We start from the raw sequence: 25,698 nt of genomic DNA, 5'->3' as shown, positions 1-25,698 counted from the left end.
TCCCGAGAGAAACGTTGTATGACGGAGAACGCAGCCCCCCGCCAGCGCCTCAGCTGGTTTCTGCCAATGCTGGTCAGTATGGTCATCGCGACCCTGACCTCTCCCCCCGTGCGAGCCGGCGAGCAGGTCATCGTCCAGTTGCCGTGGCAACACCAGTTCCAGTTTGCCGGTTACTACGCGGCCATCGCCAAAGGGTTTTATCGGGAGGCCGGTCTGCAAGTCACCCTGCGCGAAGCGGACCCCCGCACCGATGTGGTCAGCGAGGTGATCTCGGGAAAGGCCCAGTTTGGCATCAGCGGCAGTGATCTGCTGCTGGATCGGGCTGCCGGTCGTCCGGTGGTGGTGCTCGCCGCCCTGCTGCAGCACTCGCCGCTGGTTCTGCTCACGCTGGATCGGCCAGATATTCGCAATCCGGCCGATCTGGCCAACAAGCGACTGATGCTGGAGCCTGGCTCCAACGAGCTGCTGACCTACCTTTCCCACCATACCCGCAGCCGCGACTGGGTCACCCTTCCCTACAAACAGGGGATAGAGGCACTGCTGGCGGGCAAGGTGGATGCCATCAGCGCCTACAGCACTACCGAGCCCTTCTATCTGCAACAAAAAGGGATCCCCTATCGGGTCTTCAGTCCGCGCACCATCGACTTCGACTTCTACGGAGACAACCTGTTTACCTCCGAGCGGGAGCTGATCACCCGACAGGATCGGGTCTACGCCTTCCAGCAGGCCAGCCTCAAGGGGTGGCGCTATGCGATGGACCACCCCGAAGAGATGATCAACCTCATCATGGATCAGTACCCGACCGGGGCTGGCCGTGAACAGCTGGAGTTCGAGGCTCGCGAAACCAGAGAGCTGATGCAGCCGGATCTGATCGAACCTGGCTACATGCAGCAGGAGCGCTGGCTGCAGATCGCCAAAACCTATCTGGAGGCGGGCATGCTCACGGTATTGCCCAACCTCGACCGCTTTATCTACGACCCTGCGCAGGAGCGGCTACGCCAGCAACGGCAACTGCTCGACAAGAGCGTGGCGGTGGCCATGCTCATCACCTTTACCCTGATGACCCTGCTCGGCATCTTCTTGCACCTCTATCTGCGCCTGCGCCAGGAGGCGCGGGATCGCCAGCGGCTGACCCGTGAACTGGCCCAGAGCGAGCAGCACTATCGCTTCGTGGCGGAGAACAGCGCCGATGTGATCTGGACCATGGATGCCGCCAGCTTACGCTTTCGCTATGTCAGCCCGGCTATCGCCCCCCTGAGCGGCTATGAGGCCCCCGAGCTGTTTGCCCTCCCCCTCAAACAGCTGCTGCCGGATGCCTCAAGGCAGCTGCTGCGCGAGGAGATCTCCGCCACTCTGGAGGCCTGGCAGCGGGGGGAACATGACCAGACTCGCCGGGTCATTCGCACCCAGCTGCGCCACAAGGATGGCCATCTGGTGGCGACCGAGACCATCACCACCCTCCATGGCAACCACAACGCCCAGCCGGAGGCGATCCTCGGGGTCACCCGGGATATCACCGAGCGGGCAGCGCGAGAGGAGATGATGCGCCGCCTCGCCTTCTACGACCCCCTCACCGGGCTGCCCAATCGCCGCTTGCTGCAGCAACGGCTCAAGGAGCTGATGGAGCAGGAGACGCCCCGTCCGCTGGCATTGATGTTTATCGACCTCGATCACTTCAAGCCGATCAACGACACCTTCGGCCATGAGACCGGGGATATTCTGCTCAATATGGTGGCCGAGCGGATGAGCCACTGCGTGCGCAAACAGGATCTGGTGGCACGGCTGGGGGGCGACGAGTTCGTTATCTTGCTGCCGGATAGTGGCGACGAAGTGCTGGCGGTGGCCGACAAGCTGCACCAGCAGCTGCGCCATCCGTTCCAGCTGGAGGGGCAGGAGCTGCTCATCTCCAGCAGTATCGGGCTGGCGCTCTATCCCGAGCACGGGGAGGATGCCAAAACCCTGATGCACCACGCCGATCAGGCCATGTATCAGGCGAAGAATCGCGGCCGCGGCCGGGTCTGCCTCTTTACCGAGGGCCTTGATCCCGAGCAGGGGGCACTGCTGTGGCAACCCGGCCACGAGTGCGGTCACCCGCGCATCGATGCCGAGCATCGCCAGCTCTTCGTATTGACCAACCGGCTGCTGGAGCGGATGAAACATCAGCACGAGGATCCGGCCCCGTTTCTGGAGAGTCTGGAGAGCCTGTTCGACATGGCCCGCCATCACTTCGCCTTTGAAGAGCAGATGCTGGCGGAGATCGACTATCGGGAACTCATCAGCCACCGTCAGGATCACCAGCGCCTGCTCAACAAAGCGAGCCAGCTGCTGCACGCCGCCAAAGCGGGGACATTGGGCAACGACGAGCTGCTCAACTTCATCATTCAGGAGCTGGTGGTCGGCCACATGAGTCAGGCGGATCGCCGCTACTTCCCTCTGTTCAGATCTGAGCGCAACGTGTCGGTTGCGGAGGTGGTCGCCTAGTCCCCCCTGTTCAGACCCGAGCGTAACGCGCCTCTTGCGAAAGGGGCGACCTAGTCACCGCGCAGGGCTACCACGGGGTCGAGACGCACTGCCCGCAGCGCAGGAGCGACCCCGGCCAGCAGACCAACCAGAGCGCTGCAACCGAGCGCCAGCAGCAGATAGAGAGGATGGAGGGTGAGCGGCAAGCCGGCCGCCAGCAGGGTGAGCAGCAGCTTGAGCCCGCCGAGCAGGGCCAGCCCCATGGCTCCGCCCAGCAGCGCCAGCACCACGGCTTCGAGCAGGAACAGCAATAAAATACGCCGCCGCGGGCAGCCCAGCGCCATCAGCAAGCCCACTTCGGGGATCCGCTCCTGCTGGGCGATGCTCATGATACTGAAGATGCCGACCGCTCCGATCAGCAGCGAGATAATGCCGAGCCCGCCAACCGCCAGCTTGATGATGGAGAGGATCTTGTCGAGGCTGGTCAGCATGTCCTGCTGGGAGGTGAGGGTAAAATCCTCGGCGCCGTGGCGGGCGATCAGCACTCGCCGGATCTGGGCGGTGATCTCGGCCTCCGCCTGCCCGGCGCGATAGATGACATCGATCTCCTGCAGCCCCTCCTTGTTGAACAGCGCCTGGGCGTGAGCGGCGGGCAGATAGATCATGTCGTCCAGATCAAAGCCGAGAAATTGCCCCTTGGGCGCCAGCACCCCGGCCACCCGAAAACGGCGATCACCGGCGCGCAGCAGGTTCCCCGGTGCATCGCCACCGGGGAACAGCTCAGCTGCCACCTTGGCCCCCAGCACCGCATAGGCGCGGGGCATGGCACTGTCATCCGCAGGCAGAAAACGCCCCTGCACCAGGGTGAGTCGCCAGCCGGAGAGCGCCGCCGCACCGGTGCCCAGAATAGCGGTGCTGCGGGTGAGCCCGCGGCTGCGCACCTCCCCCTGCCCCTGCACCACAGGGAGCGCCGCCTCTACCCCTGCCAATCTGGCGAGGGCGTCGGCATCCTCCAGCAGCAGGGGACGGCTGCTGGAGAGGATACCGGGCGGGCCACCGGCGGTTTCGGTCTTGCCCGGGGTCACGGCGATCAAGCGGGTGCCGAATTGGGAGAAGCTGTCGAGCAGATAGAGCCTGAGCCCCTCGCCAATACCGGTGAGCAGGGTCACCGAAGCGATCCCGATGGCAATGCCCAGCGCCGACAGCAGACTACGGCTGCGTCCTGCCAGCAAGGCGCGCCACAACCAGAACAGCAGATCAGCGAGGCGCATCAGCCACCGCTCCACTGCCCGCTGCGCAGGCTGCTGACCGGATCTTGCCGTGCGGCCCGGGAGGCGGGCAGCCAGCTAAAAAACAGCCCGGTCAGCAGGGCCGCCGGTATGGTGCAGAAAGTAGCGAGCAGAGGGACTGCCGCCGGAAATCCGGGCCAAATCACTCCGGCGAGGCCAACAAGGGCATAGCCCAACACTGAGCCAAACAGCGCGCCACTGCCGCTCAGCAACAGCGCCTCCCACAAAAACAGCTGGCGGATCTGGCGACTGTCGGCCCCCAGCGCCTTGAGCAGACCGATCTCGCCGGTGCGCTGGCGGGTGCTGATCAGCGCCAGATTCATCATCATGATGCCGGAGACCAGCAGGCTGATGGCACCGATGCCGGCAACCGCCAGGGTGAGGGTCGAGAGAATGGTGGAGAAGGTGGCCAGCATGGCGTCACGGCGCACCACGGTTACATCGAGCACCCCGTGGCGCGCCTGCATCAGCTGCTCCAGTCGCTTGACCAGCGGCGACACCGCTTGCCCCGCCAGCGGCTGGATCAGCAGCCGAAACAGCCCCTCGGTATTGAACAGCCGCATGGCGCTACCGACCGGGATCAACGCCGCCTCGGCCATATCCATCCCCAGATTGCTGCTCTGGCTGGTGAAGACCCCCACCACCCGAAAGCGACGATTGTCAAAACGCAGCCACTGACCGACCGGATCGGCCTGACCGAACAGCTCACGGGCCACCTTGGCCCCGAGCAGGACGGCCGGGCGATCCTCTGCGGGATCCCCCGGCAGCCAGCGGCCGGAGAGCAGTTCCAGCCCGTGGGTATCGCGCAGCCCGTTGCTGCTGCCAAGCAGCATGGTCTGGCGCAGCCGCGCCCCCTGTTTGGCCTCGGCAAAGCCCATCACCAGCGGCACCAGCCGCACGTTTGGCTGATGCTGGCCAAGGTAGTGCATATCATCGAGAGTGATCTGCCGCAGACTGTTGCCGGTGACCGGCGGCAGCCCGCCGGTGGTCTCCTTGCGGCCGGGGAACATCACCAGCAGATCCTTGCCAAGGGAGCTGAACTGGTCGGCCACATAGCGCCTCGCCCCCTCCCCCAGCGCGGTGAGTAGCAGCACCGAGGTGACGCTCAGACTCACCGCCAGGATCAAGACCAGCGCCCTTGAACGCTGACGCAATAACGCCACGGCGGCAAAGCGGATCACATCGGGCCGCCGCATTCAACCACCGCCGCTATCAATGTTGATGCGGCCATCGTTCATCAGGATCCGCCTGCCCGCCCGCTCACCGAGGCGCGGGTCGTGAGTCACCACCACCAGCGTGATCCCCTGCTCCCGGTTGAGCCCCTCCAGCAGGGTAATCACCTCCTCCCCGGAGCGGGAGTCGAGATTGCCGGTGGGCTCGTCGGCCAGGATCAGCCGCGGCGCCATCGCCATGGCCCGGGCGATGGCCACCCGCTGACGCTGACCACCGGAGAGCTCGGCAGGGCGGTGTCCGGCCCGGTTCTCCAGCCCCAGCTCCCCCAGCAACTGCTGGCTGCGGCGATGGCGCTCGGCGGGGGCGAGCCCGCACAACATCAGCGGCAGCTCGACGTTTTCACGGGCGGTGAGGCGGGAGATAAGGTGAAACGACTGGAACACGAAGCCGATGCGATGGCCGCGCAGCTGGGCCAGCGCCGGCTCTGACAGGGTGGCGGTATCCTCCCCTCCCAGCCAGTAACGCCCCTCGTCGGGCCGATCCAGCAGCCCCAGCACATTGAGCAGAGTCGATTTGCCGGAGCCCGAGGGGCCCATCACCGCCAGATACTCCCCCTCGGCAACCCGCAGGGAAACGCGATCGAGGGCGGCCACTTCGCTCCCCCCCAGAGTGAAACGACGGCTGACGGCATCAAGGCGAATGAGATCACTCATCCGTCTGCTCCGTATCGGCGCTGAAAGGGCCCTCCCCGACAATCTGTCCGGGCTGGGCCGCCAGCCGATCACCGGCGGCGAGCCCCTCGGCGACTTCAATCCAGTTCCAGTTCTCCACCCCCCAGCGGGGTACCACCCGCACCAGCTTATCCCCTTCCAGCCGCAGCACGCTGCCATCGTCGGCCCGGCTGCTGGCCGCTACCCGCAGCACATCGGTGGCGCGGGTCACCTCGACCTCAAGGTCGGCACTGTAGCCAATAAGCAGGGGGACATCGGTGGGCAGGGCAGTGAGCGCAGCCTCCACCTCCACGGTGCGGGCCTGCTTCTCCAGCTCCTTCACATAGGGGGCGATACGGGTGACGGTAGCGGCAAAATCGCGCCCGGGCATGGCATCGAGCAGTACCCGGGCAGACTGGCCCACCTTGAGGCGGGCGGCATCCACCTCATCGATGGGGGCTGAGACATAGAGACAGCGATCGTCGATGAGATCGATAACAGGAGGCATGGCCACTCCGGGCGGTGAGGGGGTCATGTATTCGCCCAACTTGCTGTTGACCTCCGCCACCACCCCGGCAAACGGCGCCTGCAGGCGGCGCTCGCTCAAGCGAGCCTCCACCTGAGCGACCTGCGCCTCGTCAACCCGCTCCTGCTGACGGGATGCCTGACAGACATAGCGGCGGGTATCGGCCAGATTCTGGGCCTGCTCGGCGAGGGTGCGAGAGGTGAGATTTTTGGCCAGCAAGGTGGCCAGCCGGTTGGCCTCCCGCTCGTAGTAGGCCGCCTCGCTGCAACGCTCCTCGCGCTGGGTCTTGCCGAGCGCCTGCTGGGCGCGTGCCCGGGCAAGATCGGCGTGAATATCGTCACTCCAGAGGGTCAGCAGCAGATCACCCCGGGCCACCCGCTCCCCGGCCTTGACGGCGATCTGCTCCACCACGCCGCCACCGGGCAGACTGAGTCCGGCCCGCTGGCACGACTTGATGGTACCGGCCCGGGTGTTGACCACGGTGACCAGCACATCCCCCCGCCCGACCTCAGCCAGCCTGATCGGCGTCGGCTGCGGTCGCCACCACCATGCCAGAGCAGCCACCGCTACCACGGCGCCACTTCCCCACCACAACCAACCTCTCTTCATCGCGCATCCTTTCGCTAGTGACTCCCGTCATGTGCGTCGGGAGAGCAGGGCATAATAGAGCAAGGGTATCACCACCAGGGTGAGCAAAGTGGAGACCAGGATCCCGAAAATCAGGCTGATGGCCAGTCCGTTGAAGATGGGATCATCGAGGATAAACAGGGCTCCGATCATCGCCGCCAGCGCCGTCAGCATGATGGGTTTGGCCCGTACCTGCGCCGCTTCGATCACCGCCTGCTCGAACGCCACTCCGGCGCTGCGCTGCTGCTCGATAAAGTCCACCAGCAGGATGCTGTTGCGTACGATGATCCCGGCCAGGGCGATCATCCCTATCATCGAGGTGGCGGTAAACTGGGCTCCCAGCAGGGCGTGGCCCGGCATCACCCCTATGATGGTGAGCGGAATGGGAGCCATGATGATGAGCGGCACCAGATAGGAGCGGAACTGGGCCACCACCAGCAGATAGATGAGGATCATCCCCACCCCGTAAGCAATCCCCATATCGCGAAAGGTCTCGTAGGTGATCTTCCACTCCCCGTCCCACAACAGCGCCACCTCTCCCAATTTATCGGGCTGATGCACGTAATATTGGGGCAGGTCGATGTCGGCACCGGCGGCAAACATGCCGTAGAGCGGGCTGTCGGTATGGCCACCCATGTCGGCCACCACCATCACCATGGGCTGCATGTTCTTGTGCATGATATAGCTGGGGGCCAGCTCATCGCGGCGACTCACCAGCTCGGAGACCCGCACCAGCTGGCCGCTCTGGCTGCGCACCTTGAGGGCCAGTACGCCCGCCAGATCCCGTTTGTCACCGGGAGCCAGTTCGATGCGGATCGGCACCGGATACTTGGCGCCATGCCCCTGCAGCCAGCTAGCATCCTGATATCCCACCCCGCCATTGAGGGTGTTCACCAGATCCCCGAGATCGACCCCGAGCAGGGCCGCCTTGCTGCGATCCACCACCAGCCGCCACTTGGGCTGCGGGTCGGTCAGATAGATATCCACATCCACCAGATCCGCCGTGGCCACAAAACGGGCCTGTACGGCGCGCGCCGCCGCTTCACGGGCGGCAGGCGTCGGGCCATACACTTCTGCGACTATGGGGGACCAGACCGGCGGGCCGGGCGGCACCTCAACGACTTTCAGGTTGCCCCCTGCCGCACTGGCGATAGCCTGCAGCTGCTCCCGAACCGACTGGGCAATCTGGTGACTGCTGCGATCCCGTTCATGCTTGTCCACCAGATTGACCTGAATATCCCCCACGTTGGCGCCGCTGCGGATAAAGTAGTGGCGCACCAGCCCGTTGAAATTGATGGGGGCTGCGGTGCCGGCGTAGACCTGGTAATCCTTCACCTCAGGCACTTTGGCAAGCTCTCGCCCGACCGCCAGCAGGGTGCGCTCGGTCTGCTCCAGAGTCGCCCCCTCCGGCATATCGAGCACCAGCTGGAACTCCGACTTGTTGTCAAACGGGAGCATCTTGAGCACCACCCACTGCACCACCGGCATGGCAGTAGCCGCCCCGACCAGCAGCAACACCGCCAGCCAGAGCTTGCGTCTGGCGCGCTTGGCGCCATCACCAATCAGGAAAGGGGTCATCAGCCGGTGAAAGAGACCAGCCTTGGCCTCGCCGTGGGCACCGTGCACCTCACCCTTGAGCAAATGGCTCGCCAGCCAGGGGGAGAAGATAAAGGCCACCAGCAGGGAGATGAGCATCCCCATGCTGGCATTGATGGGGATGGGGCTCATGTAAGGGCCCATCAGCCCGCTGACAAAGGCCATCGGCAGCAAGGCCGCGATGACGGTCAGGGTCGCCAGTATGGTCGGCCCCCCCACCTCATCCACCGCCCCCGGAATCAGATCCTTGAGCGCCCCCTTGCCCAAACCGCGATGGCGGTGGATGTTCTCCACCACGACTATGGCGTCATCCACCAGAATGCCGATGGAGAAGATCAGCGCAAACAGCGACACCCGGTTGAGGGTAAAGCCCCACGCCCAGCTGGCAAACAGGGTCAGCGCCAGGGTGATGACGATGGCAACGCCCACCACCAGCGCCTCGCGCCAACCCATGCTCACCAGCACCAGCAGCACCACCGCCGTGGTGGCAAAAATCAGCTTGCCGATCAGGGTGTTGGATTTGGTCTCGGCGGTGACGCCGTAGTCCCGGGTCACCGTCACCTCAACCCCGGCAGGGATCAGTCGGTTCTGCAAACTTTCGACCCGCGCCTCCACCCGCTTGGCCACCTCGACCGCGTTCTGGCCCGGCTGCTTGCCGATGGCCAGGGTCACCGCCGGATAACTGGCCTGCCCTTGCCCCATCCAGCTGCGTTTGGTCGGGGTCTCCTGACCCAGAGAGACCTTGGCCACCTCCCCCAGATAGACCGGCTTGCCGTCGTGCAGCCCCACCACCAGCTCTCTAGCCTCCTGCTCGCTTTGCAGGAACTGCCCCACCTGCACTTTAATCTCACTGTTGTTCTGCTCGATAGCCTGTGTCGGGCCCACCTGATTGGCGGCAGCAAGTCGCTGGCTCAGCTCGCCCCAGCTGATGCCGTGGGCGCTGAGGGCCACCGGATCCGGCATCACCCGCAGCACGGCGCTCTGGCTGCCCAGCGTGTAAATATCGCGGGTACCGGGAATGCGCTTGAGTTCGGTCTCCAGCTCATGGGCGACCCGGGTCAGCTCGGGTGCCCCCAGTTGCTTGCTCCCCTCTTTGCTCCATAAGGTCAGACTGACGATGGGGACATCATCGATCCCCCGGGGTTTTACCAGCGGTTGACCGACCCCGATCCCCTGTGGCAACCAGTCGCGGTTGGAGTCGAGCTGGTTGTTGAGATCGACGATGGCCTGCTCGCGGCTCACCCCCACCTTGAACACCACCACCAGCAGGGCGCCATCAGGTTGGGAAAAAGAGTAGAGGGTATCAATGCCCTTTATCTGGGAGACCACATGCTCGGCAGGGGTAGTGACGAGAGAGGCCACTTCAGCCGGGCTGGCTCCCGGGAAGGGAATATAGACATCGGCGAAGGTGACATCGATCTGCGGCTCCTCCTCCTTGGGGGTCACCAGCACTGCAAACAGACCGAGCAGCAACCCCACCAGCGCCAGCAGCGGCGTGATGGCCGAGCCTTGGAACAGCGCAGCCAGCCGACCAGCTGGCCCCAGCTTCTCCTTGTTGCCGTTCAGCTCGCTACTCATGGGCCACCTCCTGCTGCTGCGCCCAGGCATCAGGGGCCAGCTTGTCACCGGCTTGCAGCCCGGCCAGGATCTCGCACTGCCCTTCAAAGCAATGGCCGACCCGTACCGGCGTCAGGGCCCAGCCAGCGGGCTGCTGCAGATAGACGCCGTTGAACTCCCCTTGCCGCAGCAGGGCGCGATCCGGCACCTGCAACACCTGACGCTCACCCTGCTTGAGCTGCACCTTGAGCCACATGCCGGGCAATACCCCGGCAGTTTGCGGCGGCAAGTCGAGGCGCAACCTGAAAGCGTGGCTCTGGCTGTCGGCATAGTTAAAGCGGGTCAGTTTGACGGGGGTAACGGCCCTGCCATCCGGCAGCAGCACCTGCACATCCGCAGGCTCACGAGCCAGCGTCAGGGCGGATTGGGGCAACTCCACCTCCACCCGCAAGGTGTCGAGAGAGAAGCCGGAGAGCAGCGGGGTACCGGGGGCGACAGTCTCCCCCAACTCCACCAGCCTCTTGGTCACTACCCCGGCATAAGGAGCCAGAATGCGGGTATAACCGTAGGCCTCGCGGGCCTGAGTGAGGGCTGCATCGGCAGCGTTCACCTCGGCGCGGGCGGCGCGATCAGTCGCCTGGGCATTGTCGAGCTGGGCGCGGGTGATCACTCCCTTGGCAATCAGCGCCTGAAAGCGGGCGAGCTGGCGCTCGGCTTCCACTTGCTGAGCCTGCGCCCGCGCCAGCCGCGCCTCGGCACCCGTGACGGCGGCAAACTGCTCCTTGCCGCTGATCTCCAGCAGCGGCTGCCCCGCTTGCACCTGATCGTTCACATCCACCAGCATGCGGGAGACCCGGCCGCTAGTCTGGGCCGCCACCGTCCCCTGATTGATGGCACTGACGGTGCCATCCAGCGTCAGCCAGTCGGTCACCGGCTGTGGCGCCACTGTCAGCAAGGGCTCTGTCAGCGGGGCAATAGGCTCCCCTTCTGCGGCCAGGGCGGATGTCATGGCCTGCGATGTCATCACCAACAAGGTGATCCCCAGCAACCGGATCTTTTCCATCATTACTCTCCTTCCCTGGCATCATCAGTCACTTCACGGGATCAGCCGGTATGGGACTGGCGCACCTTACCCTTTCCCCGAGCTGGCGCCTTGGTCAGCACCCTGGCCAGCCCTCTGTCAAACAGCAAGATCCCGGCCACCATGGCCGCTATAAACAACATTATCATGGGCTGCCCGCTGGAAATGAGACTCAGAGCAGACCCAGGACAGATGCCCACCAATCCCCAGCCGATACCAAACAGCGCGGCCCCGCCGATCAGCCTGCGCTCCAGCCGAGGGGCCGGTACGGCGGCGATGGGCTCACCCAGCACACTCTGGCGACGGGGTTTCACCAGCAGAAAATAACCCGGCATAAAGACCAGCAGGGCGCCCCCCATCACGAAGGCGAGGCTGGGATCCCAGGCCCCGGCCAGATCCAGAAAACCGGTGACCCGGGCGGGATCCATCATGCCGGAGATGGCCATCCCCAGTCCGAACAACACACCCGCAAACAAACTTGTCAGCAACTTCATGGCGATCAGCCCCTTACAGCAGATGATGAGTAATGAAGACGGTGATAAAGCCTGCCGCCATAAAGGTGAGGGTGGCGACGATGGAGCGCAGGGAGAGCCGCCCCATGCCACAGATGCCGTGGCCGCTGGTGCAGCCATTGCCAAGACGGGTACCGATGCCGACCAACAGACCTGCCAGCAACACTACAGGCCAGCTGGGCAAGGTGGTGAATGCGGGCATACTGGCCCAGCCTAGGGTCAGCGCCAGCCAGGCGCCCGCCCCGAGCCCCAGCAGAAACAGCACCCGCCAGGGCGCACGGTGTTGCAGCGCACCGGCCAGAATGCCGCTGATGCCGGCCACCCGACCGTTGAACAACATCAGGGTCAGGGCCGACAGCCCCGCCAGCATGCCACCGCCCAAAGAGAGCAGCCATTGGCTTTCCATCATCAAGATTCCTTATTTTCCGAGTGACAAAAATGGGTTTGCAGCGCTCCCAGCACATCGGCGGCCGCCTCGCTCACCAGCGAGTAGTAGATCTGCTGGGAGACCTTGCGCGAACGGATCAGGCCGTAGCGCTTCAATACCGAAAGTTGCTGGGAGAAGGCTGACTGCCCGAGTTGGCTATGGGCCAGCAGCTCCCCGACCCCCTTCTCCCCCTCCACCAGCTGGCAGAGCACCATCAGGCGTTCGGGATGAGCCAACGCCTTGAGCAGGGAGGCGGCGGCTGTCGCATGTCTGTTCATCTCGTCGAATTGGCTCATAAGAGTAAATTAGCAATTGCTGATATTTGTTCTATTGTATAAAACAACACTAAATTAGCAATATCTAAAGTAGATAAGGAGAAAGACCATGACAGTAGATAACGGAGTCAGAATTGTCGCGGGTTGCATGTTGCTGCTCTCGCTGCTCCTTACCGCCTGGGTTCATCCGGGCTTTGTCTGGTTGAGTGCCTTTGTCGGGGTCAACCTGATCCAGAGCGCATTCACCGGTTTCTGCCCGGCAGCGATGATCCTCAAACGGATAGGATTTAAATAACAGGGTCGGATGACCCGGCTCACATGAGCGTGTAATAAACGCAGGAGGCTGAACATGGCAACGGTAATCGTCATCGGCGCGGGTCTGGGGGGCATGTCTGCCGCCTACGAACTCAAGGCCGAACTGGGCAAGCAGCATGAGGTGATCCTCATCAATGACAAGCCGGACTTTGAATTCACCCCCTCCAACCCCTGGATTGCCGTCCAGTGGCGGGAGCGCAAGGAGACCTCTATCCCCATCGAACCCCATGTGAAGAAAAAGGGGATCCGCTTTATCCATGCAGCCCTGACCGAGCTGCAACCGGCGGCGCAGCAGCTCACCCTCTCTGATGGCCAGACCCTGCGTTACGACTTTCTGGCGATCTGCACCGGCCCGGCCCTCGCCTTTGACGAGGTGACGGGGGCTGGCCCCGAATCCGGTGGCACCACCAGCGTCTGTGCCCTCTCCCACGCCGAAGAGTGCCGCCACAGTGTCAGTGCACTGGTCGATGAGCCCGGCCCTGTGATTGTCGGTGCCATGCCGGGCGCCTCCTGCTTCGGCCCCGCCTACGAGTATGCGTTCATCCTCGATCGCCACCTGCGCGACAAGAAGGTGAGAAAAAATGTGCCCATGACTTTTGTCACCAGCGAGCCCTACATCGGCCATCTGGGTCTCAATGGTGTGGGGGACTCCAAGGGGATGCTGGAGAGCGAATTGCGGATGCGCGACGTGCAGTGGATCTGCAATGCCCGCACCGTGGCGGCGCAAGATGGTCAGATGACGGTGGAGGAGCTGGACGATGAGGGTAACCTCAAGCGCACCCACACTCTGCCCTACAAACACGCCATGATGCTGCCTGCCTTTGTCGGCATTGCGCCGCTGCGGGGCATCGAGGGGCTGGTCAATCCCCGCGGCTTTGTCATCGTCGACGAACACCAGCGCAACCCCGCCTTCCCGCAGATTTACGCCGCCGGTGTCTGCATCGCCATTGCTCCGCCGCACAAGACGCCGGTACCGACCGGGGTGCCCAAGACCGGCTACATGATTGAGGCGATGGTGCGCACCCTGAGCCACAACATCAAGGCGGAGCTCAGCGGCCAGCCGCCGGTGACCAAGGCAGTGTGGAATGCCATCTGTCTGGCAGACATGGGGGACACAGGTGCCGCCTTCGTCGCCATGCCGCAGATCCCGCCGCGCAACGTCGCCTGGTTCAAGAAAGGGAAGTGGGTCCATCTGGCCAAGATCGCCTTCGAAAAGTACTTCCTGCACAAGATGCAGGTGGGGGATACCGAGCCCATCTACGAGAAACTGATGCTCAAATACCTCGGCATCGACAAGACCGAATGACCCCGCAGACCCGGCCCTCGCCGGGTCTGCTTTTGGCGGCCCTGCGCGGCAAAACAGGGCTTTCGATTATGTTTCAAGATGTTGCTGCGGGCGGGGCGGGGTTTACCCTGCCTGCCACCTCGGCTATCATTCGAGCCTCTTATCAATAGCGGAGACCATCAGTGGGCAACTCATCAAGTGACAGTTGTAGACCGACCCTCATCGTCGGTACCAAGGTCGCGAGCTAGCCGCAGGTCTTTCTCTGCCGCATGCTCGCACCCTGCGAGAAGCGGAAATCCACTCCCCTCTTCTCCCTTTTTACACTTGACGTCTGGCAACCAGTGGCCAACCGCCACGGTCGCCATGCCTGCATAGTTTCTGCTTCCCACAAGGAGGCTGCTATGCGTTTTATCTCAATCAAACCGGCTGCGGATCGCGCGGTAGCAACAGGTTCTGTTGCTACCCGGGCTCACCCCCTGTTGAGCCGGCTCGGCCGTGGCATGCTGCCACGCTGGCTGGGCGGCAAACAGCGTCAGCACCACTACCGGCTGCAGATCCGCTGTGAGGATCGCGCAGATATGGAGCAGGTGCTGGATATGGTGAACCACACCCTGCAACCGGCGGGGCTGCAACCGATGCAATCGATGAAGCCGGGTCGCGGCGGTGGGCGAGAGCTGGTGCTCAACCTGCAGTGCACCCCGCCCCAGCGCCGCTATCTGGTGCAGTTCGTTCATCAGGTCGGAGTAGCACATCCGGTGCGCTGGCAACTGCGCCCGCGTATCGACTGCGATCCCGAACTCAACTGACCGCACACCTGCGTTAACCACAGTGAAAGGGGCCAGCCACGCTGGCCCCGCTTGTTGCGTCCTCTCCGAGCGTCAGAGCATCTGATGGTGCTCGCGCCCCAGGACGCCGCGTTTTTGTTTGTCTGCTGGCCATCCGCGCAATCATCCCCTGATCCATCCGCCTCACGGCGTTTCATCATGAATTGCGCCAAGCCAGCGCTTATCGGAAGGAGTACGCCATGAAGATGTGGCAACAAATTGACATGATCTCCCTGCTCGACACCTTGGCCAGCCTGTTGCTCGCCTTTGTGCTCGGCAGTCTGGTCGGGCTGGAGCGCCAATACCGCCAACGTACCGCCGGCCTTCGCACCAACGTGCTGGTCGCCGTGGGGGCAGCCCTGTTCGTCAGTCTGGCCCAGCGCATCTATGACCTGCACGGCGGCAACTACAACGTGGTCCATGTGGTAGCCTATATCGTCTCCGGCATCGGCTTTCTCGGCGCCGGCGTCATCATGCGCGAGTCGGGCAATATCCGCGGCATCAACACCGCCGCCACCTTGTGGGGCGTGGCAGCGGTCGGCGCCGCCTGTGGCGCCGGGCTCGCCATGGAGGCAATTCTGGGCGCCCTGTTCGTGCTCGCCGCCAACACCCTGCTGCGACCGCTGGTCAATCAGATCAACCGCCGCCCGGTGGACAATACCGACACCGAAGTGACCTACAAGGTGACGGCGCTGACCCAGCGCGAACATCAAAAAGAGGTGCTGCACTGGCTCGAAGAGATGCTGGAGCAGGCCAACTACCCCCTGAGCGAACTCGATATCGAGCCGTTTGGCGCGGGGGATCTGGAGATCTCGGCGGTGTTGCTGGCTACCTCCATCGATGGCGACGAGCTGGATGCCCTGATGCAAAAGCTGGCCATCCACCCCCATATCAAGCAGGTGTTCTGGCGCACCAGTACCACCGATTGAGCAGCCGGTCAGAGGAACGAGCCATCCGCCCGCAGCAAAAAGCCCCGCCAGCAATGGCGGGGCTTTTTCATATGGATGGGCGAAGAGTGGCTAGCGGCGACTGCGCCAGCGCACCCTGGGGGTGATCACCTGGGCAGTCTGTGCGGGAGGACTGCCCGCAATCAGTTGCTGCATCAGCTCGAAAGCGGCGAGGGCCAGCGCCGGACAATCCTGCGCCACCGAGTCGATGCGCATGGGGATGCAGTCGAGCAGGTCGTGATCGTCGAAGGTGCACAGGCGCATGCCCGTCTCCATCAACCCCGCCTCGTTGAGGTAGCGCAGTACCCCTTCCAGCAGGGTAAAGGAGGCGGTAAAGAGCCCCTTGGGAGGGGCTCCCAGCTCGGCCACCAGCTCGGCCATCAGCTGATAACCGGAGCTCGGCTGGTAGTCGCGATGGCGCACCCGGGCTGCATCGGCTTCAAAACCGGCGCGATGGAGCCCCAGCTCATAGCCCGCCAGCCGGTGACGGCTGGGGGAGAGATCCAGCAAACCGCCGAAGTAGTAGATCTGCTCGCCGCACTCGCTGGCCATGTCCCGCACCAGCTCGGCGGTCGCCTTGCAGGCATCGGAGATCACCATGGGCAGGCGCGACTCGCCGATGTGGCGGTCGAGCTGCACCACCGGCAGGCGGTCGTGGATGCGGGCATAGATGTCATCGCTATGGCCGCTGGAGGCGACAATCAGCCCATCAACCTGACGGCTGATGAGGTTGTCTACCACCCGCTGCTCGAGGGCGGGATCATCCTCGGAGCAGGCGATCAGCAACTGGATGCCCGCCTCCCGGCAGTGGGCCTCGAGAGCGCGGGCGATACGGGCAAAACCGAAGTTGGTGAGATCGGGGATCACCAGCCCCCAAGTGTAGCTGCGGGTCTCGCGCAGGGAGCGGGCGTGAAAGCTCGGCAGGTAGTGACACTCCTCCGCCACCGCCTGAATGCGCTTGCGGGTATCGTCGGCAATGCGGTACTCCGCACTCTTCCCGTTGAGCACCAGACTGGCGGTCGCCTTGGACACCCCCGCCAGTTCGGCGATCTGGGCAATCGTGATCCGTTTCTTCTTCTCCACCTGGCCTCCCGGCTGACTAGAACCGGGCTATTGTACTAGGCACGCCGACAGCGGCCAGTGATTGAGGCAAATTTTGCAGCCATCATCGCCGTTACCTGATGAAAGTTGCGGCTTTTCTCCGGGGAAGTAGCGCCCAGACAGGCTGTGCCGCCCCTCATCGATGAAACACTCCAGACTGGAGCGATCGCACAGGACGGTGATCCGCCCGCCAGCCCATGGGCTGCTGCGGGTCTCCCACGTCCCGCTCTGCCAGTTCTGGCGCCGCAAGGTGATGCGCCCCGGCTGCCACACCAGCTCGGCCACGGCACCGAACCAGAGGCTCCCCTCACCACACAGGTCCAGATCGAGCCAGGCCGAGTCGATGGCCAGCCCCGGAAACTCGCCGAGCGTCCCTTCGAAGCTGGTCAACTCTCCCTTCAATGCCGCAAGCTCCGCCACCGGCCGCTGGCAGAGCCACTCATCCTGCCAGAACAGCTCCCGCGGGCAGCTCATCTGGTGGATCCAGCCGTGAGCGACTGTGGGCTGGCTCATCTCGTTCTCCTCCGGCAGCCCCAGCCAGCCGAACAAGAGGCGGCGCCCCTGACTGTCTCGGGTAGTTTGCGGCGCATAGAACTCGAAGCCCCGGTCCAGCTCGTGGAAAGCACCGTGGGCGAAGCGCTCGCCATCAAAATCGCCCGCCAGCCAGCCGCACTGGTAGAGGTTGCGATAATCCTCGCCTGCCGGGGCAATCCCCTGCGGGCAGCTGATCAGCACATGGCACTCCCCTAGCGGGAAGAGATCCGGGCACTCCCACATATAGCCAAACTCACCCAGCCCCCCGCGCCCGCTACCGGCGATAGGGCCCACCCGCTGCCAGCTTTGCAGGGTCTCGCCGCGATAGAGCAGCACTTCCCCCTTGTCATCCTGGGTGCGGGCTCCCAGCACCATCAGCCACTGCCGACCGTCGTGCCACACCTTGGGGTCGCGCACATGGCCGCTGTAGCCTGCGGGCAGATCCAGCACAGGCCCCAGCTTCTCGAAGCCTCCCTCACCATCGGCGCGGGCCAGACACTGATAGGCGGTACGACTGCCATCCGGGTATTTGACATTGCCGGTGTAGATAAGGGTCAGACGCCCCTGCTCGTCGCTCACCGCAGAGCCCGAATAGCAGCCGTGGCTCTCATAGGCTTCGGTGGGCAACAGCGCCACCGGCTCGTGCTGCCAATGCAGCAGATCGGTGGAGGTGACATGGCCCCAGCCCTTGTTGCGGTGCTCGCAGCCCAGCGGATTCCACTGGTAGAAGAGGTGGTAGCGCCCATTGTGCTCGATAAAGCCATTGGGATCGTTAAGCAGCCCCACCGGGGCTGCCAGATGCCAGCGGGGCCGATGGGGATCGGCCGCCGCCTTGAGCTGTCCGGCCAGCAGCGACCGGACAATCTGGTTGAGAAGATCGCTTTCCTTCATCACTCCACCTTGTACTTGAGCAGGTAGGAAGCGGCGAAGGCGGCGCCAAAGGCGATCACCAGCCCGATGATGTAGTGAATAAGGCTCATGGGCTGGACGATGGCCATGCCGGGAATACCGGTCAGCCCTACCGCCGTCATTCCCACCTTGGCTGCCACCACGTAGGCGCCGCCGCAGGCCCCGCCAAACAGACCGGCGAGGAAAGGTTTGATATAGCGCAGGTTCACCCCGAAGATGGCCGCCTCGGTGATGCCCAGCAGACAGGACATTGCTGCTGGCACGGTAACCGCCTTGATCTTCACATCGCGAGTCTTGAAGTAGACCGCGAGGCAAGCCCCACCCTGTGCCACGTTGGCCATGGCCCAGATGGGCAGCAGGAAGTTGACGCCAATTTGCGGATTGGCCAGCAGCCCCGCCTCGATGGCGTGGAAGCTATGGTGGATGCCGGTGATGACGATAAGCGAGTAAGTGCCGCCAAATACCAGCCCCGCCAGCCAACCTGCCTGCTCATAGAGGGCGCTCAGACCGAACGAGATACCATCCCCCAATACCCGACCCGCCGGGCCGATAAAGAGCAGCGCCACAAAGCCAGTGATGATGACGGTGAGGAACGGCGTGAGGATCAGATCCAGCGCATCCGGAATGCGCTTGCGCAGCTGTTTCTCCAGATGGGACATAAACCAGACCGCCAAGAGCACCGGGAAGACGGTGCCCTGATAGCCGATCATGGCGACATCGAGCCCGAAGAAATCCATGGTCTTGAAGCCACCGGCCACGCCCCAGGCGTTAGTCAGCGCCGGGTGGGTGAGGATGCCGCCAAGGGTCGCCCCGAGGTACGGATTGCCGCCAAACTCCCGCGCCGCCGTAAAGCCGATGAGGATCGGCAATATGATAAAGGCCGCCGAGCTGAACATGTCGAGCATCACGAACAGGGCGCTGTCGGCATTGACCCAACCGTAGGTGCGCACCATGCCAAGCAGTCCCATCAGCAAGCCCGAGGCGACGATGGCCGGAATGATCGGCACGAAGATGTTGGAGAGGGTTCGCGCCAACCGCTGGGCCACGTTGAGCTTGGCCGCCGCCATGTCGGTCAACTCAGCCTTGCTGGCGGTGCCGGTACCGGTCAGCGTCACAAACTCCGCATAGACCTTGTTGACCAGACCGGTGCCGAAGATCACCTGAATTTGGCCCGCGTTGCTAAAGCACCCCTTGACCCCCTCCAGCTTGTCGATGGCGGCCTTGTTTACCTTGCTGTCATCGGCCAGCACCAGCCGCAGCCGGGTGGCGCAGTGGGCAGCGCTGACGATGTTCTCCTTGCCCCCGAGCAGGGGCACCAGATCCTTGGCTATCGCACTGATATTCATATTCTTCCTCTTATGACCCGCCACGCTGGCGGGCCATTGTCACATGAGAGTAGGGGCTGTCGAGCCGGGCTTCTAGCCTCAGCTCAACAGCCGCTTGCGCCTGATCGCAAAAAGGCATTCAGTTCGGAGCGGGTAGGCAGCGCCGTCATGGCCCCCTTGGCGGTGGTGGCGAGCGCCCCGCAGCCGTGAGCCTGAGCCAGAATGGCGGGCAACTCGGCCAGCGTCGGCAGCGACGAGCGCCCGGCCAGCGCCGCCAGCAGACCGGCGACGAAGGCATCCCCCGCCCCCGTGGTGTCGATGGGCGTCACTTTCTGCCCCACCCACTCCAGCAACTCGCCATCAAGGCGAGCCACCACCCCGGCCGCCCCTCTGGTCACCAGCACCAGCGCCGGGCCAGAGAGAGTGGCGAGCCCGGCGGCCAGTTCATCCTCGCCGCTCAGCAGTTGCAGCTCCTCGATGGAGAGCTTGACCACATCCGCCTGCGCAATGGCCTGACGCACCAGCGGCAGCATCTCGGCGGGGTTGCCCCACACCTCGGGGCGCAGGTTGGGGTCGAAGCAGACCCTCCCGCCTGCCGCCTTGATGGCCGCCATGGCCTGCAGGCAGCTGGTGCGTACCGGCTCGTTGGCGAGCGCGATGGAGCAGGTGAGCAACCACTGACCGGCATCGAAGTGGGGCAACTCATTTGGGGTGAGGAACTGGTCGGCACTGGGGCGCACCATAAAGGTGAAGCTGCGCTCCCCCTCATCATCCAGTGCCACCAGCACGGTAGAGGTGCGATGGTCTGGATCGAGCCGCAGCGCACCGATATCCACCCCCTCCCCGCTCAGGGTGTCGGCCATAAAGCGGCCGAACGGGTCAGCACCAACCCGGCCGATAAAGGCCGCATCGCCACCCAGCCGTGCCACACCAACCGCCACATTGGCGGGCGCACCACCCGAACACTTGAGGTAGTGCAATGCCCCTTCCGGGATCAAGTCCACCACCGCATCCCCCATTACCCACACACGATTCGTCACCTTGCTACTCCACTGCTGCATCGGATCCACGGTCAAACCCGAACTCTGTTCTGTTGGCTGGCATTATCAGCTAAACCGTTTTAGCCAACCAACAGATCTCGGCACCGGCTGCCATTTTTGTGATCGGGATAACGAACTAGAACCAGGTTTCCATCTGTACGCCAAAGTTCCACTCGCCACCGGCGGTGAAGTTGCTCTGGCCCATGGCATCGTCGCTGGCGTAATTGTCGAGCTCGGAGGACCAGTCCATCCAGCTGGCGAACACCCTAAGCTCAGGCCGTTCGAAGAAACCGGCGGTCTGCGCCTTGAAGGTGGGGGCGAAGGTGAGCTTGGTGAAGTTGCCGTTCACCGCCTGGCGTCCCTTGTAACCCTTGGGATCGAGATCCATGTACTGCCAGGCTGCCTCGTAAACCAGCTCGACGTTCTGGCTCAGCACCTGCGCCACCCGGGTATTGAAGGTAAGCCAGCGGTACTCGTCCCCTTTCACGTAGCGATCCTGACTCTGCTCGGCCAGCAGGGCCGGGGCAAAACGCCAGCGCGAGTTGAGATCGGTGGCGCCAAACACGGCGACCCGCACTGCATCCGCGTCCGGCAGCAGTTCGCTGTCAGAGCCCAGCCCCTTGACCTCGGCCCCCAACCCATGACCGTACAGCACCGCTGCCTTGGCAAAACCGGGGTTGAGGCCAAAGAAACTCTCGCCGTGGTAGGCCAGCAGGGTGTGTGCCCCCTTGTCCGCCGCCTCGCTGCCCGTCCCCTTGTCATTGATGCGGGCATCATTGTCCTTGGCCGAGAGACCGTTCACCATCCACTGCCAGTTACCGACGCGGTTGTTCATAGTGAGGATGTAGCTCTCGATATCGGAAAGACCGCTAGCGCTGATGTCGCCGTAATCGCGGCCATAGAGGGAGAAGTTGGCCTTCCAGCTATCGGCCAGCTGCACGTCGTAGACACCGCCGCCGGTACCGGCCAGGAACACCACGTCGGAATCGAGCCAGTGGATGTCAAAGTTGTCGCGGTCAAAACGCTTGCCCGCCCACAGCACCGCATTCTTGAAGGGGCCGTCGAAGCTCGCCAGATTGCCGATCTCGGCAAACACCTGACGGGTATTGAGGCTCGAATCGCTGGCAGTCCAGTCGTTGCTGGTCTCTACCCCGTCTGCCAGCATCAGCTTGTAGCGGGCCCAGCTGCCATCCTCGAAGGTCTGGGTTTTCAGCAGGTTGGCCTCCATGTAGGTGTCATCCTCGTTGCCAAGGCGACCGACGGCCCCGCCCACCGAACCGGCCGGGGTGATGTAGGGGCCGCCGCGCCCACCGTTGCCATTGCTGTTGACCAGGAGGCCCGAGCGAGCGTAACCGTGAAACTCGAAGCCCTGGGCACCGGCGGTCTTCTCATCCACCTTCTGGCTGCGGTTGTTAGCCACCTGCGCCTGTTCGCTCGCCGCGCTCGCCTTCACTTCCGCCTGACTGGCACGGCTCTCTGCTGCCTCGGCTCTCGCTTCAGCCGCCTGTACCCGCGCCTCCAGCGCCGCCAGTCTGGTCTCGACACTCTCACCTGCAACACTCGCCTGCGCCGCCCACAGCGGGTTGCTCATCCCCAATCCCAGCGCTACCGCCAGCGCCAACTTGCTCTTGAACATCATCATCTTCCTCACCTGTCATCTGTAGCCCGGACGGGCGCTGTTGTTATCGACAGACGGAGCATAGCTAAACCAGTTTAGCCAACTCAATACAACAACTAAACCGTTTCAGCAACAGTGTGAGCGGGATAACATTTGTACAGCAGGAATTGGCGGGAGTTGTGAGGAGGATCCCTCATCAGGATCCACTCAATAGGGCGGTTCCAAGCTAAATGGCGGGCAAAAAAAGAGCCGGCACAAGGCCGACTCTGTTTATTCGGGTCGCTGAAATCAGCTGGTCAGATCGTCGAAGAAGCGTTTCACCCCTTCGAAGAAGCCTTCCGATTTCGGCTTGTGGGTCTTGGCAGCGGCACCGCTGAACGACTCGTCCAGCTGGCGCAGCAGCTCTTTCTGCTGCTCGGTGAGGTTGACCGGGGTTTCGATCACCACCTTGCACATCAGATCCCCTACCTGACCGGAGCGCACTGACTTCACGCCCTTGCCGCGCATGCGGAACATCTTGCCGGTCTGGGTCTCCGGAGTGACCTTGAGCTTGACGCGGCCATCCAGGGTCGGCACTTCAATCTCGCCACCCAGGGCGGCTGCGGTGAAGCTGATGGGCACTTCGCAGTAGAGATTGTTGCCGTCACGCACGAAGATCTCGTGCTCTTTGACGTGCACCTGTACGTAGAGATCCCCTGCCGGTGCCCCTGCTTCCCCCGCTTCCCCTTCGCCGGAGAGACGGATGCGATCGCCGGTATCGACGCCCGCCGGAATTTTCACCGACAGGGTCTTGGTGCGCTGGTAGCGACCTTCACCATGGCACTTGCGGCACGGATCCTTGATGATCTTGCCGCGGCCGTGACAGTGCGGACATGCCTGCTGTACCGCGAAGAAGCCCTGACGCATCTGCACCTGGCCGGAGCCGTGGCAGGTCGGGCAGGTCTGGGCACTGCTGCCGGTGTGGGCACCGGAGCCGTTACAGACTTCACAGTGAACCAGGGTCGGCACCTTGATCTCCTTGGAGACCCCGCGTACCGCCTCTTCCAGCGTCAGCTCCATGGTGTAACGCAGGTCGGAGCCACGGGCCGGGCCACGACGGGCACCACCACGGCCACCGCCGAAGATGTCACCGAATACGTCACCAAACATGTCAGCGAAGTCGGCACCGCCGCCAAAGCCACCGTGGCCACCGCCACCCTGGCTCGGGTCGACACCGGCATGGCCGTACTGGTCGTAACGGGCACGCAGGTTGGCATCGGTCAGGACCTCGTAGGCTTCCTTGACCTCTTTGAACTTCTCTTCGGATGCGGCATCACCCTGGTTACGATCCGGGTGATACTTCATGGCCAGGCGCTTGTACGCCTTCTTGATCTCGCGATCGTCGGCATCTTTCGCCACACCCAGTACTTCGTAGAAATCGCGCTTCGACATACTCATCCTGTGGTTACGCAGACGGGCGTTGGTTACCCAACGCCCGTGAATTCATTGGCCAAGCCGATGGGCGAAGCGGACTTCGCCCATCTGGGTAGGGCTTACTTCTTGTCGTCTTTCACTTCTTCGAACTCGGCGTCGACTACGTCGTCGTCAGCCTTGGCAGAAGAGGAGGACTGACCGGCATCAGCACCGGCTGCACCCTGGGCCTGAGCCTGCTGCTGGGCAATCTCCATCAGCTTCTGGGACGCTTCCAGCAGAGCCTGCTGTTTGGCTTCGATGGCAGCCTTGTCGTCACCCTTGATGGCCGCTTCCAGCTCGCTCAGAGCGGCTTCAATCTTGGTCTTGTCGTCGGCAGGCAGGGCTTCACCGGCTTCGGTGATCTGCTTGCGTACGGAGTGGACCAGACCATCAGCCTGGTTGCGAGCCTGTACCAGCTCTTCAAACTTCTTGTCCTCGGCCGCGTTGGCTTCGGCTTCGCGTACCATGCGCTCGATCTCGTCATCAGACAGACCAGAGGAGGCCTGGATGGTGATCTTCTGCTCTTTGTTGGTCTCTTTGTCTTTCGCAGAGACGTGCAGGATACCGTTGGCATCGATGTCGAAGGTCACTTCGATCTGCGGCAGACCGCGCGGTGCCGGACGGATGCCTTCCAGGTTGAACTGGCCCAGAGACTTGTTGTCGCTGGCGCGCTTGCGCTCACCCTGCAGCACGTGAATGGTCACGGCAGACTGGTTGTCTTCGGCAGTGGAGAACACCTGGGACTTCTTGGTCGGAATGGTGGTGTTCTTCTCAATCAGCGCAGTCATCACGCTACCCATGGTTTCGATACCCAGGGAGAGCGGGGTAACGTCCAGCAGCAGTACGTCGGTCTTGTCACCGGACAGTACGGCGCCCTGGATGGCAGCACCCATGGCCACGGCTTCGTCCGGGTTGACGTCTTTACGCGGCTCTTTGCCAAAGAACTCGGCAACGGTCTTCTGAACCAGCGGCATACGGGTCTGACCACCAACCAGGATCACGTCGTCGATCTCGCCAACTGCCAGACCGGAGTCTTTCAGGGCGACGCGAACCGGCTCCAGAGAGTCCTTCACCATGTCTTCTACCAGGGATTCCAGCTTGGCGCGGGTCACCTTGATGTTCATGTGCTTCGGACCGGTGGCATCTGCAGTGATGTACGGCAGGTTGACGTCGGTCTGCTGGGCAGAAGAGAGCTCGATCTTGGCTTTCTCGGCGGCATCTTTCAGACGCTGCAGAGCCAGCTGGTCGTTGCGCAGGTCGATGCCCTGCTCACGCTTGAACTCGTCTACCAGATAGTTGATGACGCGGTTGTCGAAGTCTTCACCACCCAGGTGGGTGTTACCGTTGGTCGCCAGTACTTCGAAGGTGGTTTCGCCTTCAACTTCGTCGATCTCGATGATGGAGATATCGAAAGTACCGCCACCCAGGTCATATACGGCAACCTTGCGCTCGCCCTTGACCTTGTTCACGCCATAAGCGAAAGCAGCAGCAGTCGGCTCGTTGATGATGCGTTTTACATCCAGACCGGCGATGCGACCGGCATCCTTGGTAGCCTGACGCTGGGCGTCGTTGAAGTAGGCCGGAACAGTGATAACTGCTTCGGTTACCGGCTCGCCCAGGTAGTCTTCAGCGGTCTTCTTCATCTTCTTCAGCACTTCGGCAGAGATCTGCGGCGGTGCCATTTTCTTGCCCTTGACTTCAACCCAGGCGTCGCCGTTGTCAGCTTTGGCGATGGCGTACGGCATGATTTTCAGGTCACGCTGCACTTCTTCATCTTCAAAACGACGACCAATCAGACGCTTGATGGCGAACAGGGTGTTTTTCGGGTTGGTGATGGCCTGACGCTTGGCCGGCTGACCAACCAGGATCTCGCCATCATCGGCATAGGCAATGATGGACGGAGTAGTACGATCGCCTTCTGCGTTCTCGATCACGCGAGCAGTGTCGCCATCCAGAATAGCGACGCAGGAGTTGGTAGTACCCAGGTCAATACCGATGATTTTACCCATTTGACGAATCTCCAAATACTTTGAATAAACTGGCGAGGAACTCGCCTTAATGCGTTAACGGCTAGGTGGGGGCTGCCAATCTGGCTTTCAAGCTCCCGGCATCAAA

21 protein-coding genes are annotated in these 25,698 nt (G+C 62.9%); 5 read left to right on the top strand and 16 right to left on the bottom strand.

What is annotated here, in order from left to right; translation table 11 throughout:
• Positions 1-18 precede the first annotated feature (18 nt).
• The gene (locus AB5Y99_RS13610) at positions 19-2,481 is read left to right on the top strand and encodes a diguanylate cyclase (protein WP_323891107.1); all 2,463 of its coding nucleotides are present in this window, start codon (positions 19-21) and stop codon (positions 2,479-2,481) included.
• 50 nt (positions 2,482-2,531) lie between these two features.
• Here AB5Y99_RS13610 and AB5Y99_RS13605 read toward each other — a convergent pair whose 3' ends face one another.
• From AB5Y99_RS13605 to AB5Y99_RS13565, 9 genes are read right to left on the bottom strand one after another with little or no spacing between them, the layout of a single operon-like run.
• The gene (locus AB5Y99_RS13605) at positions 2,532-3,731 is read right to left on the bottom strand and encodes an ABC transporter permease (protein ID WP_257690144.1); all 1,200 of its coding nucleotides are present in this window, start codon (positions 3,729-3,731) and stop codon (positions 2,532-2,534) included.
• Positions 3,731-4,945 (bottom strand): ABC transporter permease, encoded by a 1,215-nt coding sequence (locus AB5Y99_RS13600; RefSeq protein ID WP_368209907.1) that lies wholly within the window; start codon positions 4,943-4,945, stop codon positions 3,731-3,733. The genes AB5Y99_RS13605 and AB5Y99_RS13600 overlap by 1 nt, the downstream gene beginning before the upstream one ends.
• Positions 4,946-5,635: an ABC transporter ATP-binding protein gene (locus tag AB5Y99_RS13595; protein WP_204379531.1), complete on the bottom strand. Its 690-nt coding sequence runs from the start codon at positions 5,633-5,635 to the stop codon at positions 4,946-4,948.
• Positions 5,628-6,767, bottom strand: a complete 1,140-nt coding sequence (locus tag AB5Y99_RS13590; protein WP_323891100.1) for an efflux RND transporter periplasmic adaptor subunit — start codon at positions 6,765-6,767, stop codon at positions 5,628-5,630. The genes AB5Y99_RS13595 and AB5Y99_RS13590 overlap by 8 nt, the downstream gene beginning before the upstream one ends.
• 27 nt (positions 6,768-6,794) lie before the next feature.
• The gene (locus AB5Y99_RS13585; RefSeq protein WP_368209906.1) at positions 6,795-9,959 is read right to left on the bottom strand and encodes an efflux RND transporter permease subunit; all 3,165 of its coding nucleotides are present in this window, start codon (positions 9,957-9,959) and stop codon (positions 6,795-6,797) included.
• Complete coding sequence (locus AB5Y99_RS13580; protein ID WP_368209958.1) at positions 9,952-11,001, bottom strand: efflux RND transporter periplasmic adaptor subunit; 1,050 nt, start codon at positions 10,999-11,001, stop codon at positions 9,952-9,954. Before AB5Y99_RS13580 ends, AB5Y99_RS13585 begins: the two co-directional genes overlap by 8 nt.
• A gap of 41 nt (positions 11,002-11,042) precedes the next feature.
• Positions 11,043-11,513, bottom strand: a complete 471-nt coding sequence (locus tag AB5Y99_RS13575; protein ID WP_368209905.1) for a DUF6691 family protein — start codon at positions 11,511-11,513, stop codon at positions 11,043-11,045.
• A gap of 13 nt (positions 11,514-11,526) precedes the next feature.
• Positions 11,527-11,940, bottom strand: a complete 414-nt coding sequence (locus AB5Y99_RS13570; protein ID WP_191966381.1) for a YeeE/YedE family protein — start codon at positions 11,938-11,940, stop codon at positions 11,527-11,529.
• Positions 11,940-12,254 carry a helix-turn-helix transcriptional regulator gene (locus AB5Y99_RS13565; RefSeq protein ID WP_005338008.1) on the bottom strand — a complete coding sequence of 105 codons (315 nt, stop codon included), beginning with the start codon at positions 12,252-12,254 and terminating at the stop codon, positions 11,940-11,942. Before AB5Y99_RS13565 ends, AB5Y99_RS13570 begins: the two co-directional genes overlap by 1 nt.
• Before the next feature lie 88 nt (positions 12,255-12,342).
• Between AB5Y99_RS13565 and AB5Y99_RS13560 the strand changes: the two genes are divergently transcribed.
• The 4 genes from AB5Y99_RS13560 (at position 12,343) to AB5Y99_RS13545 (ending at position 15,586) form a co-directional block, all read left to right on the top strand.
• Positions 12,343-12,528, top strand: coding sequence for a DUF2892 domain-containing protein (locus tag AB5Y99_RS13560; protein ID WP_323891095.1), 186 nt, complete (start codon positions 12,343-12,345; stop codon positions 12,526-12,528).
• A gap of 54 nt (positions 12,529-12,582) precedes the next feature.
• Positions 12,583-13,854, top strand: a complete 1,272-nt coding sequence (locus AB5Y99_RS13555) for an FAD/NAD(P)-binding oxidoreductase (RefSeq protein WP_323891093.1) — start codon at positions 12,583-12,585, stop codon at positions 13,852-13,854.
• Between the two features lie 380 nt (positions 13,855-14,234).
• Entirely contained in the window at positions 14,235-14,639 is a 405-nt protein-coding gene (locus AB5Y99_RS13550; protein WP_005359258.1) for a hypothetical protein, read from the top strand.
• 218 nt (positions 14,640-14,857) lie between these two features.
• Positions 14,858-15,586, top strand: coding sequence for an MgtC/SapB family protein (locus AB5Y99_RS13545; RefSeq protein WP_064336900.1), 729 nt, complete (start codon positions 14,858-14,860; stop codon positions 15,584-15,586).
• A 90-nt stretch (positions 15,587-15,676) separates the two neighbouring features.
• On the opposite strand, the gene AB5Y99_RS13540 is transcribed toward AB5Y99_RS13545, so the two are convergent.
• The 7 genes from AB5Y99_RS13540 to dnaK all read right to left on the bottom strand — a co-directional run bounded on the left by AB5Y99_RS13540 (position 15,677) and on the right by dnaK (position 25,592).
• On the bottom strand, positions 15,677-16,687 hold the full coding sequence (locus tag AB5Y99_RS13540) for a LacI family DNA-binding transcriptional regulator (protein ID WP_323891090.1): 1,011 nt from the start codon (positions 16,685-16,687) through the stop codon (positions 15,677-15,679).
• A 27-nt stretch (positions 16,688-16,714) separates the two neighbouring features.
• Entirely contained in the window at positions 16,715-18,130 is a 1,416-nt protein-coding gene (locus AB5Y99_RS13535) for a sucrose-6-phosphate hydrolase (protein WP_201990477.1), read from the bottom strand.
• Positions 18,130-19,494: a sucrose-specific PTS transporter subunit IIBC gene (locus AB5Y99_RS13530; protein ID WP_201990479.1), complete on the bottom strand. Its 1,365-nt coding sequence runs from the start codon at positions 19,492-19,494 to the stop codon at positions 18,130-18,132. Before AB5Y99_RS13530 ends, AB5Y99_RS13535 begins: the two co-directional genes overlap by 1 nt.
• Before the next feature lie 83 nt (positions 19,495-19,577).
• The gene (locus AB5Y99_RS13525; RefSeq protein WP_201990480.1) at positions 19,578-20,534 is read right to left on the bottom strand and encodes an aminoimidazole riboside kinase; all 957 of its coding nucleotides are present in this window, start codon (positions 20,532-20,534) and stop codon (positions 19,578-19,580) included.
• 115 nt (positions 20,535-20,649) lie between these two features.
• Positions 20,650-22,155, bottom strand: a complete 1,506-nt coding sequence (locus AB5Y99_RS13520; RefSeq protein WP_323891088.1) for a carbohydrate porin — start codon at positions 22,153-22,155, stop codon at positions 20,650-20,652.
• Positions 22,156-22,419: 264 nt separating this feature from the next.
• On the bottom strand, positions 22,420-23,562 hold the full coding sequence (gene dnaJ, locus AB5Y99_RS13515) for a molecular chaperone DnaJ (protein WP_005338032.1): 1,143 nt from the start codon (positions 23,560-23,562) through the stop codon (positions 22,420-22,422).
• Between the two features lie 101 nt (positions 23,563-23,663).
• On the bottom strand, positions 23,664-25,592 hold the full coding sequence (dnaK, locus tag AB5Y99_RS13510; protein WP_005338034.1) for a molecular chaperone DnaK: 1,929 nt from the start codon (positions 25,590-25,592) through the stop codon (positions 23,664-23,666).
• Positions 25,593-25,698: the final 106 nt, after the last annotated feature.

This window comes from Aeromonas sp. R4-2 (assembly GCF_040908295.1).
GTDB classification, from domain to species: Bacteria; Pseudomonadota; Gammaproteobacteria; order Enterobacterales; family Aeromonadaceae; genus Aeromonas; species Aeromonas veronii.
Note: the sequence above shows the minus strand (reverse complement) of the source record. Positions and strands in the feature narration are given on the sequence as shown.

Coding starts and splice junctions, on each gene's coding strand:
- AB5Y99_RS13550 (WP_005359258.1), top strand. CDS start 14,235: ATGCGTTTTATCTCAATCAAACCGGCTGCGGATCGCGCGGTAGCAACA.
- AB5Y99_RS13605 (WP_257690144.1), bottom strand. CDS start 3,731: ATGCGCCTCGCTGATCTGCTGTTCTGGTTGTGGCGCGCCTTGCTGGCA.
- AB5Y99_RS13590 (WP_323891100.1), bottom strand. CDS start 6,767: ATGAAGAGAGGTTGGTTGTGGTGGGGAAGTGGCGCCGTGGTAGCGGTG.
- AB5Y99_RS13565 (WP_005338008.1), bottom strand. CDS start 12,254: ATGAGCCAATTCGACGAGATGAACAGACATGCGACAGCCGCCGCCTCC.
- AB5Y99_RS13600 (WP_368209907.1), bottom strand. CDS start 4,945: ATGCGGCGGCCCGATGTGATCCGCTTTGCCGCCGTGGCGTTATTGCGT.
- AB5Y99_RS13555 (WP_323891093.1), top strand. CDS start 12,583: ATGGCAACGGTAATCGTCATCGGCGCGGGTCTGGGGGGCATGTCTGCC.
- AB5Y99_RS13585 (WP_368209906.1), bottom strand. CDS start 9,959: ATGAGTAGCGAGCTGAACGGCAACAAGGAGAAGCTGGGGCCAGCTGGT.
- AB5Y99_RS13610 (WP_323891107.1), top strand. CDS start 19: ATGACGGAGAACGCAGCCCCCCGCCAGCGCCTCAGCTGGTTTCTGCCA.
- dnaK (WP_005338034.1), bottom strand. CDS start 25,592: ATGGGTAAAATCATCGGTATTGACCTGGGTACTACCAACTCCTGCGTC.
- AB5Y99_RS13575 (WP_368209905.1), bottom strand. CDS start 11,513: ATGAAGTTGCTGACAAGTTTGTTTGCGGGTGTGTTGTTCGGACTGGGG.
- AB5Y99_RS13545 (WP_064336900.1), top strand. CDS start 14,858: ATGAAGATGTGGCAACAAATTGACATGATCTCCCTGCTCGACACCTTG.
- AB5Y99_RS13570 (WP_191966381.1), bottom strand. CDS start 11,940: ATGATGGAAAGCCAATGGCTGCTCTCTTTGGGCGGTGGCATGCTGGCG.
- AB5Y99_RS13595 (WP_204379531.1), bottom strand. CDS start 5,635: ATGAGTGATCTCATTCGCCTTGATGCCGTCAGCCGTCGTTTCACTCTG.
- AB5Y99_RS13525 (WP_201990480.1), bottom strand. CDS start 20,534: ATGCAGCAGTGGAGTAGCAAGGTGACGAATCGTGTGTGGGTAATGGGG.
- AB5Y99_RS13530 (WP_201990479.1), bottom strand. CDS start 19,494: ATGAATATCAGTGCGATAGCCAAGGATCTGGTGCCCCTGCTCGGGGGC.
- dnaJ (WP_005338032.1), bottom strand. CDS start 23,562: ATGTCGAAGCGCGATTTCTACGAAGTACTGGGTGTGGCGAAAGATGCC.
- AB5Y99_RS13520 (WP_323891088.1), bottom strand. CDS start 22,155: ATGATGATGTTCAAGAGCAAGTTGGCGCTGGCGGTAGCGCTGGGATTG.
- AB5Y99_RS13535 (WP_201990477.1), bottom strand. CDS start 18,130: ATGAAGGAAAGCGATCTTCTCAACCAGATTGTCCGGTCGCTGCTGGCC.
- AB5Y99_RS13580 (WP_368209958.1), bottom strand. CDS start 11,001: ATGGAAAAGATCCGGTTGCTGGGGATCACCTTGTTGGTGATGACATCG.
- AB5Y99_RS13560 (WP_323891095.1), top strand. CDS start 12,343: ATGACAGTAGATAACGGAGTCAGAATTGTCGCGGGTTGCATGTTGCTG.